The sequence below is a fragment of the Dryocola sp. LX212 genome, assembly GCA_041504365.1.
GTDB lineage: Bacteria > Pseudomonadota > Gammaproteobacteria > Enterobacterales > Enterobacteriaceae > Dryocola.
Map to the genome: position 1 here is coordinate 1373724 of CP167917.1, position 11867 is coordinate 1385590.

11 protein-coding genes are annotated in these 11867 nt (G+C 53.6%); all 11 read left to right on the top strand.

Going from position 1 to position 11867, the window contains the following annotated elements:
• The first annotated feature begins 37 nt into the window (after positions 1-37).
• The 11 genes from sucA (at position 38) to tolR (ending at position 11862) form a co-directional block, all read left to right on the top strand.
• Positions 38-2845: a 2-oxoglutarate dehydrogenase E1 component gene (gene sucA / locus ACA108_06520; protein XEX97163.1), complete on the top strand. Its 2808-nt coding sequence runs from the start codon at positions 38-40 to the stop codon at positions 2843-2845.
• A gap of 14 nt (positions 2846-2859) precedes the next feature.
• Positions 2860-4086: a 2-oxoglutarate dehydrogenase complex dihydrolipoyllysine-residue succinyltransferase gene (odhB, locus tag ACA108_06525; protein ID XEX97164.1), complete on the top strand. Its 1227-nt coding sequence runs from the start codon at positions 2860-2862 to the stop codon at positions 4084-4086.
• Between the two features lie 113 nt (positions 4087-4199).
• Complete coding sequence (gene sucC / locus ACA108_06530; protein ID XEX97165.1) at positions 4200-5366, top strand: ADP-forming succinate--CoA ligase subunit beta; 1167 nt, start codon at positions 4200-4202, stop codon at positions 5364-5366.
• The gene (gene sucD / locus ACA108_06535; protein XEX97166.1) at positions 5366-6238 is read left to right on the top strand and encodes a succinate--CoA ligase subunit alpha; all 873 of its coding nucleotides are present in this window, start codon (positions 5366-5368) and stop codon (positions 6236-6238) included. The genes sucC and sucD overlap by 1 nt, the downstream gene beginning before the upstream one ends.
• Positions 6239-7047: 809 nt before the next feature.
• Positions 7048-8616 (top strand): cytochrome ubiquinol oxidase subunit I, encoded by a 1569-nt coding sequence (cydA, locus tag ACA108_06540; GenBank protein XEX97167.1) that lies wholly within the window; start codon positions 7048-7050, stop codon positions 8614-8616.
• A gap of 15 nt (positions 8617-8631) precedes the next feature.
• Positions 8632-9771, top strand: coding sequence for a cytochrome d ubiquinol oxidase subunit II (gene cydB / locus ACA108_06545; GenBank protein ID XEX97168.1), 1140 nt, complete (start codon positions 8632-8634; stop codon positions 9769-9771).
• 14 nt (positions 9772-9785) lie between these two features.
• Complete coding sequence (cydX, locus tag ACA108_06550) at positions 9786-9899, top strand: cytochrome bd-I oxidase subunit CydX (GenBank protein XEX97169.1); 114 nt, start codon at positions 9786-9788, stop codon at positions 9897-9899.
• Entirely contained in the window at positions 9899-10192 is a 294-nt protein-coding gene (gene ybgE / locus ACA108_06555) for a cyd operon protein YbgE (protein ID XEX97170.1), read from the top strand. Before cydX ends, ybgE begins: the two co-directional genes overlap by 1 nt.
• Before the next feature lie 146 nt (positions 10193-10338).
• The gene (ybgC, locus tag ACA108_06560; GenBank protein XEX97171.1) at positions 10339-10743 is read left to right on the top strand and encodes a tol-pal system-associated acyl-CoA thioesterase; all 405 of its coding nucleotides are present in this window, start codon (positions 10339-10341) and stop codon (positions 10741-10743) included.
• On the top strand, positions 10740-11426 hold the full coding sequence (gene tolQ, locus ACA108_06565) for a Tol-Pal system protein TolQ (protein XEX97172.1): 687 nt from the start codon (positions 10740-10742) through the stop codon (positions 11424-11426). The genes ybgC and tolQ overlap by 4 nt, the downstream gene beginning before the upstream one ends.
• 10 nt (positions 11427-11436) lie before the next feature.
• Entirely contained in the window at positions 11437-11862 is a 426-nt protein-coding gene (gene tolR, locus ACA108_06570; protein ID XEX97173.1) for a colicin uptake protein TolR, read from the top strand.
• Positions 11863-11867 lie beyond the last annotated feature (5 nt).

Here is an 11867-nt window from a genome sequence, read left to right on the forward strand (position 1 = left end):
CACGGCGAATAAGCAGATAAATGCTTAAGGGATCACGATGCAGAACGGCGAAATGAAAGCCTGGCTGGATTCCTCTTACCTGGCGGGTGCGAACCAGTCCTGGATAGAGCAGCTCTATGAAGACTTCTTAACCGATCCTGACTCTGTTGATGCGCACTGGCGCTCAATGTTCCAGCAGTTACCTGGAACCGGAGCCAGACCGGATCAATTCCATTCCAAAACACGTGATTATTTTCGTCGTCTGGCGAAGGATGCCTCACGTTACTCCACCGCAATTACCGACCCTGACACCGACGTTAAGCAGGTTAAAGTCCTGCAGCTGATTAACGCCTGGCGTTTCCGTGGGCATCAGGCGGCAAATCTCGATCCGCTTGGCCTCTGGAAGCAGGATGCGGTTCCCGATCTTGACCCTGCGTTCCACAACTTGACGGAAGCAGACCTGCAGGAAACCTTCAACGTCGGTTCTTTTGCCAGCGGCAAAGAGACGATGAAACTTGCGGATCTGATCGCTGCCCTGAAGCAAACCTACGGCGGCTCTATCGGTGCGGAATATATGCACATCACCAGCACCGAGGAAAAACGCTGGATCCAGCAGCGTATCGAATCGGTTGTCGGTCATTCCACCTTCAGCGTGGAAGAGAAAAAACGTTTCCTGAGCGAGCTGACCGCAGCGGAAGGCCTGGAGCGCTATCTCGGTGCGAAATTCCCGGGTGCGAAGCGCTTCTCGCTGGAAGGCGGCGATGCGCTGGTGCCCATGCTCAAAGAAATGATTCGCCATGCGGGCAAGAGCGGTACGCGCGAAGTTGTTCTGGGGATGGCACACCGTGGCCGTCTGAACGTGCTGATCAACGTGCTGGGCAAAAAACCGCAGGATCTGTTCGACGAGTTCGCGGGCAAACATAAAGAGCATCTCGGCACCGGCGACGTGAAGTACCACATGGGCTTCTCATCGGATGTCGAAACCGAAGGCGGACTGGTTCACCTGGCGCTGGCGTTTAACCCGTCGCACCTGGAAATCGTCAGCCCGGTGGTTATTGGTTCAGTGCGCGCGCGCCTGGATCGTCTGGAAAAGCCAGGTATCAATCAGGTTCTGCCTATCACCATCCATGGTGATGCAGCGGTTGCGGGTCAGGGCGTCGTTCAGGAAACGCTGAACATGTCCAAGGCGCGTGGATACGAAGTGGGCGGTACCGTTCGCATCGTTATCAACAACCAGATTGGCTTTACCACGTCTAACCCGCTGGACGCTCGTTCCACACCATACTGTACCGATATCGGTAAGATGGTGATGGCGCCGATCTTCCACGTTAATGCTGATGATCCGGAAGCGGTCGCGTTTGTGACCCGTCTGGCACTGGACTTCCGTAATACCTTCAAACGCGACGTATTTATCGACCTGGTTTGCTACCGTCGCCATGGTCATAACGAAGCCGATGAGCCAAGCGCAACCCAGCCGGTGATGTACCAGAAAATCAAGAAGCACCCGACGCCGCGTAAAATCTACGCTGACCGTCTGGAGCAGGAAAAGCTGGCCACGCTGGAAGATGCCACCGAAATGGTGAACCTCTACCGTGACGCGCTGGATGCCGGTGAATGCGTGGTGAAAGAATACCGTCCGATGAACATGCATTCGTTCACCTGGTCGCCGTACCTTAACCACGACTGGGATGAAAGCTACCCCAACAAGGTTGAGATGAAGCGCCTGCAGGAGCTGGCGAAACGTATCAGCTCCGCGCCTGAAACCGTAGAACTGCAGTCCCGCGTCGCGAAAATTTACAGCGACCGCCAGGATATGGCGAACGGCGATAAGAAATTTGACTGGGGTGCGGCGGAGAACCTGGCGTATGCCACGCTGGTTGACGAAGGCGTCTCCGTCCGTCTGTCCGGCGAAGATGCTGGTCGCGGCACGTTCTTCCACCGTCACGCTGTGATTCACAACCAGACTAATGGTTCGACCTACACGCCGCTGCAGCACGTTCACAACAGCCAGGGCGAGTTCAAAGTCTGGGACTCCGTGCTGTCTGAAGAAGCGGTGCTGGCCTTCGAATACGGTTATGCCACCGCTGAACCCCGCACCCTGACCATCTGGGAAGCGCAGTTCGGCGACTTCGCCAACGGTGCACAGGTTGTCATCGACCAGTTCATCAGTTCCGGCGAGCAGAAGTGGGGCCGTATGTGTGGCCTGGTCATGCTGCTGCCGCACGGTTACGAAGGGCAGGGGCCAGAACACTCCTCGGCACGTCTGGAGCGTTATCTTCAGCTGTGCGCCGAGCAGAACATGCAGGTTTGCGTACCTTCTACGCCGGCACAGGTTTACCACATGCTGCGTCGCCAGGCGCTGCGCGGTATGCGTCGTCCGCTGGTTGTCATGTCGCCTAAATCTCTGCTGCGCCACCCGCTGGCGGTCTCCACGCTGGATGAGCTGGCTAACGGCACCTTCCTGCCGGCAATTGGTGAAGTTGACGAGCTGGATCCGGCAGGCGTGAAGCGCGTGGTTCTGTGTTCCGGTAAGGTTTACTACGACCTGCTTGAGCAGCGCCGTAAGAAAGATCAGAAAGATGTCGCGATTGTGCGCATCGAGCAGCTCTATCCGTTCCCGCACCAGGCGGTGCAGGAAGCGTTGAAACCGTTCGCTCACGTGCATGATTTTGTCTGGTGCCAGGAAGAGCCGCTTAACCAGGGCGCATGGTACTGCAGCCAACACCACTTCCGCGAAGTGATTCCATTCGGATCTGCCCTGCGTTATGCAGGTCGTCCGGCCTCCGCCTCTCCGGCGGTAGGGTATATGTCCGTTCACCAGAAACAGCAGCAAGATCTGGTTAATGACGCGCTGAACGTCGATTAATTAAAGGATAAAAAATGAGTAGCGTAGATATTCTTGTTCCTGACCTGCCTGAGTCCGTTGCCGATGCGACCGTTGCAACCTGGCATAAAAAACCGGGTGATGCCGTTACCCGTGACGAAGTGCTGGTAGAAATCGAAACTGACAAAGTGGTACTGGAAGTACCGGCGTCGGCAGATGGTATTCTGGATGCGGTACTGGAAGATGAAGGCACCACCGTGACTTCTCGCCAGATTCTGGGCCGCCTGCGCGAAGGCAACAGCGCCGGGAAAGAGACCTCTGCGAAAGCGGACGCTAAAGAGTCGACCCCGGCGCAGCGCCAGCAGGCCTCTCTGGAAGAACAAAACAATGACGCGCTCAGTCCGGCGATTCGCCGCCTGATTGCGGAGCACTCTCTGGACGCCAGCGCTATTAAAGGCAGCGGCGTAGGCGGTCGTATCACCCGTGAAGATGTGGATAAACATCTGACCCAGGCGAAAGCGGCACAGCCAGCTCCGGCCAAAGCAGCGACAGAAACTAAAGCACCGGTTGCACCGTTGGCTGGCCGCAGCGAAAAACGCGTGCCGATGACTCGTCTGCGCAAGCGCGTTGCTGAACGCCTGCTGGAAGCGAAAAATTCCACCGCCATGCTCACTACCTTCAACGAAGTGAACATGCAGCCAATCATGGCGCTGCGCAAGCAGTACGGTGAGTCCTTCGAGAAGCGTCACGGCGTGCGTCTGGGCTTCATGTCCTTCTACATTAAAGCGGTTGTTGAGGCCCTGAAACGCTACCCGGAAGTGAATGCTTCCATCGATGGCGATGATGTGGTTTACCACAATTATTTTGATGTCAGCATCGCGGTATCTACTCCACGTGGTCTGGTTACGCCAGTACTGCGCGACGTTGATACCCTCGGCATGGCCGATATCGAAAAGCGCATTAAAGAACTGGCCGTAAAAGGCCGTGACGGTAAGCTGACTGTGGAAGATCTGACCGGCGGTAACTTCACAATTACCAACGGTGGCGTATTCGGATCTCTGATGTCTACCCCGATCATCAACCCACCGCAGAGCGCGATCCTCGGGATGCACGCCATCAAAGATCGCCCAATGGCGGTCGACGGCAAAGTAGAGATCCTGCCGATGATGTACCTGGCGCTCTCCTACGATCACCGTTTGATCGACGGGCGTGAGTCCGTGGGCTATCTGGTTGCAATTAAAGAGCTGCTGGAAGACCCAACTCGTCTGCTGCTGGACGTGTAGTTGTAAAGCATCACCTGCCCTGTAGGCCGGATAAGCGTAGCGCCATCCGGCATTAAAGCGCACCGGTCTACAGGTTTGAAGATAACGATTACCCTGAAGGATGGATAGAACTCATGAACTTACACGAATATCAGGCGAAACAATTGTTTGCTCGGTATGGTTTACCGGCACCAGTCGGTTACGCCTGCACCACACCGCGTGAAGCCGAAGAAGCTGCCTCTAAAATTGGCGCAGGTCCGTGGGTGGTAAAATGTCAGGTTCATGCCGGTGGCCGTGGTAAAGCGGGCGGCGTGAAAGTGGTCAACAGCAAAGAAGACATTCGTGCTTTTGCTGAGCACTGGCTGGGTAAACGTCTGGTGACCTACCAGACAGACGCTAACGGCCAGCCGGTACACCAGATCCTGGTTGAAGCGGCGACCGACATTGATAAAGAACTGTATCTGGGCGCGGTAGTCGACCGCAGTTCCCGTCGCGTAGTCTTCATGGCTTCTACCGAAGGCGGCGTGGAAATCGAGAAAGTCGCGGAAGAAACTCCGCACCTGATTCATAAAGTTGCTCTTGATCCGCTGGCTGGCCCAATGCCGTACCAGGGACGAGAACTGGCTTTCAAACTGGGTCTGGAAGGTAAGCAGGTTCAGCAGTTCACTAAAATCTTCATGGGCCTGGCCACTATCTTCCTGGACCGTGATCTTGCGCTTATCGAAATTAACCCGCTGGTTATCACTAAGCAGGGCGATCTGATCTGCCTCGACGGCAAGCTGGGCGCAGATGGCAACGCACTGTTCCGCCAGCCAGAGCTGCGCGAAATGCGTGACCCAAGCCAGGAAGATGCTCGTGAGTCTCAGGCTGCACAGTGGGAGCTGAACTACGTTGCGCTTGATGGCAACATCGGCTGCATGGTTAACGGTGCGGGCCTGGCAATGGGCACCATGGACATCGTTAAACTGCACGGCGGCGAACCGGCTAACTTCCTTGACGTTGGTGGTGGCGCAACCAAAGAGCGCGTGACCGAAGCATTCAAAATCATTCTGTCAGACGACAAGGTGAAAGCCGTTCTGGTTAACATCTTCGGCGGCATCGTGCGCTGCGACCTGATCGCAGACGGCATCATCGGTGCGGTTGCCGAAGTGGGCGTAAACGTTCCGGTCGTTGTTCGTCTGGAAGGTAACAACGCCGAACTGGGCGCGAAGAAACTGGCTGACAGCGGCCTGAATATCATTGCAGCGAAAAGTCTGACCGATGCAGCACAGCAGGTAGTTGCTGCCGTGGAGGGGAAATAATGTCCATTTTGATCGATAAAAACACCAAGGTAATTTGCCAGGGCTTCACCGGCAGCCAGGGGACCTTCCACTCCGAGCAGGCAATTGCCTACGGTACGCAGATGGTTGGCGGTGTAACGCCGGGCAAAGGCGGCACCGAACATTTGGGTTTGCCAGTCTTTAACACCGTGCGTGAAGCCGTAGACGCTACGGGTGCTACTGCCTCTGTAATTTACGTCCCGGCTCCGTTCTGCAAAGACTCCATTCTGGAAGCTATCGACGCAGGTATTAAGCTGGTTATCACGATTACCGAAGGCATCCCTACACTAGATATGCTGACCGTGAAGGTGAAGCTGGATGAAGCTGGCGTACGCATGATCGGGCCAAACTGCCCGGGCGTTATCACCCCTGGTGAATGCAAAATCGGCATCATGCCGGGCCACATTCACCTGCCGGGCAAAGTGGGCATCGTTTCCCGCTCCGGTACGCTGACTTATGAAGCGGTTAAACAGACCACAGATATCGGTCTGGGCCAGTCCACCTGCGTGGGCATCGGCGGTGACCCGATCCCAGGGGCTAACTTCATCGATATCCTGAAAATGTTCGAGGAAGATCCGAAAACTGAAGCTATCGTGATGATCGGTGAAATAGGCGGCAGTGCGGAAGAAGAAGCGGCAGCTTATATCAAAGAGCATGTAACGAAGCCTGTTGTTGGCTACATTGCGGGTGTTACCGCGCCGAAAGGCAAGCGTATGGGCCATGCGGGCGCCATTATCGCGGGCGGTAAAGGTACAGCGGATGAGAAGTTCGCCGCTCTGGAAGCTGCTGGCGTGAAAACTGTTCGCAGCCTTGCTGACATCGGCGATGCGTTGAAAGCGATTTTGCCACAGTAAAGCTAACTAATAATAAATGTTCGACATGGTTGGCCACCCTTTGGGTGGCCTTTTTTATGGCTAACAGCAGAGTCGGAGCAAACACAGCCGCTCATCTCTGTTTAACCTCATGATGGTGCCGAAACGGTACCGTTTTTACGCGAGGAGAATAAATATCGCCAAGGCTTAACCGCATAAAAAATAATGCTTTGTTAATATGTTTGACCTATAAAGTGAATTGTTTGTGAATTAATGGGCAGGGTAAGCGGAAGGGGCCGTTCATTGCGTGAGGCGATTAACAGGAGTGAATAAGTTTGTGGCGAAAAGCGGAATGTAAACCATAGTTGAAGCGAAGCGTTTTTAATTATACAAGGCCGGATACGCTTAACTTTAGCGCATGTTTAAAAACACATTATTAACAATGTGTTTACCAATCTTTCTTAAAATAAACGCAATTAACAAAGTGAAATTAAATTGCGCCAGATCAATATCTAAGGCTGGCATCTATGGCTACAAAAGGGGTAAATTGTCGCGGATCAAAGTAGCGGAATCACGACATTTTCGCTATAAATTGATCACTGTCGAGAAACGTAAAAAACCCTTAGCAAATACCTATTTATCGTAAGGGCATTGCAGGGTAATATATTTGCGGATTATTTTAGGTTTTTATTAACGTATTTGTAACCTTTCACCTTTTGTCGTCACATTTGAATGAAATGTGAGGGCAAAGCGTCGTCTGGAAGCGAATGTTTTTGTATTAGGGCATGCGTTGTGGGGAGCCTGGCGGCGAACCACGGTCGGAGTCTTCATGCGAAGAGCAAGGAGTCAAGATGTTTGATATTGTCGAGCTGTCGCGCTTACAGTTTGCCTTGACCGCGATGTACCACTTCCTGTTTGTGCCACTGACGCTGGGTATGGCGTTCCTGCTGGCCATCATGGAAACGGTTTACGTCCTGTCGGGTAAGCAAATTTATAAAGATATGACCAAGTTCTGGGGCAAGTTGTTTGGTATCAACTTTGCGCTGGGTGTTGCTACTGGTTTAACCATGGAGTTCCAGTTCGGGACGAACTGGTCTTACTATTCACATTACGTGGGTGACATTTTTGGTGCGCCTCTGGCTATAGAAGGCCTGATGGCGTTCATGCTTGAATCCACTTTTGTCGGCCTCTTCTTCTTCGGTTGGGATCGCCTGGGTAAAGTTCAGCACATGGCGGTGACCTGGCTGGTGGCATTAGGTTCCAACCTTTCCGCACTGTGGATTCTGGTAGCGAATGGCTGGATGCAAAACCCCATTGCTTCCGACTTCAACTTCGAAACCATGCGCATGGAGATGGTCAGCTTCTCCGAACTGGTGCTTAACCCGGTAGCCCAGGTGAAATTTGTTCACACCGTGGCGGCTGGTTACTGTACTGGTGCAATGTTTATCCTCGGCATCAGCTCTTACTACCTGCTCAAGGGTCGCGACACCGCGTTTGCAAAACGCTCCTTCGCCATCGCTGCAAGCTTCGGTATGGCGGCTGTGCTTTCCGTTATCGTTCTGGGCGACGAGTCCGGTTACGAAATGGGTGACGTGCAGAAAACCAAACTGGCTGCCATTGAAGCAGAGTGGGAAACCCAACCCGCTCCTGCATCCTTTACGCTGTTCGGCATTCCCGATCAGGATAAGCAGGAAAACCACCTGTCCATCCAGATCCCTTACGCGCTGGGTATCATCGCGACACGTTCTGTTGATAAGCCGGTGACCGGTCTGAAAGACCTTCTGGTTCAGCATGAAGAACGTATTCGTAATGGTATGAAGGCATACAGCCTGCTTGAACAACTGCGTTCCGGCTCTGCTGACCAGTCCGTTCGTGACGATTTCAACGCAATTAAGAAAGATCTTGGCTATGGCCTGCTGCTGAAACGCTATACCCCGAACGTCACCGACGCGACGGAAGAGCAGATTCAGCAAGCCACCAAAGACTCAATCCCACGCGTTGCGCCGCTGTACTTCGCGTTCCGTATCATGGTGGCATGCGGCATCCTGATGCTGTTGATCATTGGCGTCTCCTTCTGGACGGTGTGTCGTAACCGTATTGGCGAGAAGAAATGGCTGCTCCGCGCCGCGCTGTATGGCTTACCACTGCCATGGATTGCGGTTGAAACCGGCTGGTTCGTTGCTGAATATGGTCGTCAGCCGTGGGCGATTGGTGAAGTGCTGCCGACCGCGGTGGCGAACTCGTCGCTGACGGCGGGCGATCTCATTTTCTCAATGTTGCTGATTTGCGGTTTGTATACGCTGTTCCTGGTGGCCGAACTGTTCCTGATGTTCAAGTTTGCTCGCCTTGGGCCGAGCAGCCTGAAAACAGGTCGCTATCACTATGAACAGTCTACCGTGGCTTCTCAGCCGGCACGCTAAGACAGGAGTCGTCAAATGTTCGATTATGAAGTATTACGTTTTGTCTGGTGGCTGCTGATTGGCGTACTGCTGATCGGTTTTGCAGTGACCGATGGCTTCGACATGGGCGTCGGGATGCTGTCACGCATCATCGGCCGCACCGATGTCGAACGCCGCATTATGGTTAACTCTATTGCCCCGCACTGGGACGGTAATCAGGTCTGGCTCATCACCGGAGCTGGCGCACTGTTTGCCGCCTGGCCAATGGTTTACGCTGCGGCGTTCTCCGGTTTCTACATAGCAATGATTCTGGTACTGGCTTCTTTGTTCTTCCGCCCGGTTGGTTTTGACTACCGTTCGAAGATCGAAGACGTGCGCTGGCGTGGCATGTGGGACTGGGGCATCTTCATCGGCAGCTTCGTGCCGCCGCTGGTCATCGGCGTGGCGTTCGGTAACCTGCTGCAGGGCGTGCCGTTCCATTTGGATGAGTATCTTCGCCTGTACTACACCGGCAACTTCTTCCAGCTGCTGAATCCGTTTGGTCTGCTGGCCGGTATCGTGAGCGTGACCATGATCCTGACTCAGGGTGCGACTTATCTGCAGATGCGTACGGTGGGTGAACTTCACCTGCGTTCACGCACTGCAGCGCAAATCGCCGCGCTGGTCATGATGGTCTGCTTCGCACTTGCTGGTGTCTGGGTGATGTACGGCATTGATGGTTACGTGGTGACCTCCGAGCTGAACCATCACGCCGCATCGAATCCGCTGACTAAAGAGGTTGCCCGTCAGGCTGGTGCCTGGATGGTGAACTTCAATAACATGCCGATTCTGTGGCTCATCCCTGCATTGGGTGTGGTTCTGCCTCTGCTTACGATTCTGATGTCGCGTCTTGAGAAAGGTGCCATGGCGTTCGTGTTCTCTTCACTGACCGTGGCCTGCGTTATCCTGACTGCCGGTATTGCGATGTTCCCGTTCGTGATGCCTTCCAGCACGATGATGAACGCTAGCCTCACCATGTGGGATGCAACATCAAGCCAGCTGACGCTGAACGTGATGGTTTATGCCGCTGCGGTATTTGTTCCGATCATTCTTATCTACACCACCTGGTGTTACTGGAAGATGTTCGGTCGAATCACTAAAGAGCATATCGAAAGCAACACCCACTCTCTGTACTAAGTAAGGAGCTGATTATGTGGTACTTTGCATGGATTCTGGGGACGCTTCTGGCCTGTGCTTTTGGCATCATTACCGCCCTCGCGCTTGAACATGTGGAAGCGGCAAAAGCCGGTAAAGAAGAACACTGATGGAAGCAATTATCGCAAAGCTTTACGCGATAATGGATAAGAGCCCTTTAAGGGCTCTTTCCTTGATCATGGCCCTGGCGCTTGCGGGCTGCATCTTCTGGGACCCCTCTCGCTTTGCGGCGAAGACCAGTGAGCTGGCAATCTGGCATGGTTTTTTGTTGATGTGGGGCGTCTGTGCAGGCGTGATTCATGGCGTAGGCTTTCGACCCCGTAAGACCCTCTGGCAGGGGCTTTTTTGCCCGCTCATTGCCCAGTTGACGCTGCTGGCAGGACTCCTCTTCTTCTTCGCCTGAAGCCCGCGCTAAGACAAGTTTATTTACCCAATATTTATAGGCTTTAACAAGCCTATAAATATTTACCTATCGTTTAAGACAACCCATTCCCAACCCCCATCCTCTTGCGTATAGTAGCAACGTTTAAAGCACTACCGGGATGTAAAGTGAGTACAACGCCGTTTCGATGGCCGGTTCGTGTCTACTACGAAGATACAGATGCCGGCGGTGTGGTTTACCACGCCAGCTATGTTGCTTTTTATGAAAGAGCTCGCACTGAGATGCTGCGCCAGCACCACTTTCACCAGCAGGATTTGCTGGCGGAGCGCATCGCCTTTGTCGTTCGCAGGATGACCGTTGATTATCTTGCGCCTGCCCGACTTGACGATTTACTCGAAATCCACAGTGAAATTACATCGATGCGCGGCACCTCTTTGGTGTTTACGCAGCGAATAGTCAATGCCGAAGGTCGGGTACTCAATAAAGCTGAGGTCCTGGTCGTCTGTGTTGACCTTCTCTCAATGAAGCCTCGTGCGCTTCCCAAGTCTATTGTCGCGGAGTTCAAGCAGTGACTGACATGAATATCCTTGATTTGTTCCTGAAGGCTAGCCTTCTGGTCAAATTTATCATGTTGATTTTGATTGGTTTTTCCATTGCATCATGGGCAATCATCATTCAGCGTACGCGCATCCTCAATACCGCCACCCGCGAAGCGGAAGCGTTTGAAGATAAGTTCTGGTCGGGCATCGAATTGTCCCGCCTGTATCAGGAAAGCCAGGGGCGCCGCGACAACCTTGCCGGCTCCGAGCAGATTTTTTATTCCGGATTTAAAGAGTTTGCCCGCCTGCATCGTGCGAATACCCATGCCCCGGAAGCGGTGGTAGACGGGGCCGCGCGAGCAATGCGTATTTCAATGAGCCGTGAACTCGAAACGCTCGAAACACATATTCCATTCCTTGGCACCGTAGGCTCCATCAGTCCTTACATCGGCCTGTTTGGTACGGTCTGGGGGATCATGCACGCCTTTATCGCACTGGGTGCGGTGAAACAGGCGACGTTGCAGATGGTTGCACCTGGCATTGCAGAAGCACTGATCGCCACCGCGATTGGTCTGTTTGCCGCCATTCCAGCTGTTATGGCCTATAACCGCCTGAACCAGCGTGTGAACAAACTGGAATTGAATTACGACAACTTCATGGAAGAGTTCACGGCTATCCTGCACCGTCAGGCTTTTACCAGCAGCGATAAGCAGTAAGGGGTAAGTCATGGCCAGACGTGTACGTGGTCGTCGTGAATTAAAGTCAGAAATCAACATCGTACCTTTGCTGGACGTGCTGCTGGTGCTGCTGCTGATCTTCATGGCAACGGCACCCATCATCACCCAGAGCGTAGAGGTGGACCTGCCTGATGCGACCGACTCGCAAACGGTAAGCAGTAACGATGAGCCGCCGGTCATTATTGAAGTGTCCGGGGTAGGGCAATACAGCGTGGTGGTTGAAAAAGATCGTATGGATCAGTTGCCGTCCGAACAGGTTGTTGCTGAAGCCCAGCGTCGCCTGCAGGCGAATCCAAAAACGGTCTTTTTGATCGGTGGTGCAAAAGATGTTCCTTATGAAGAGATCATCAAAGCATTGAACCTGCTGCATAGCGCGGGCGTGAAATCCGTCGGCCTGATGACGCAGCCAATCTGATCTAC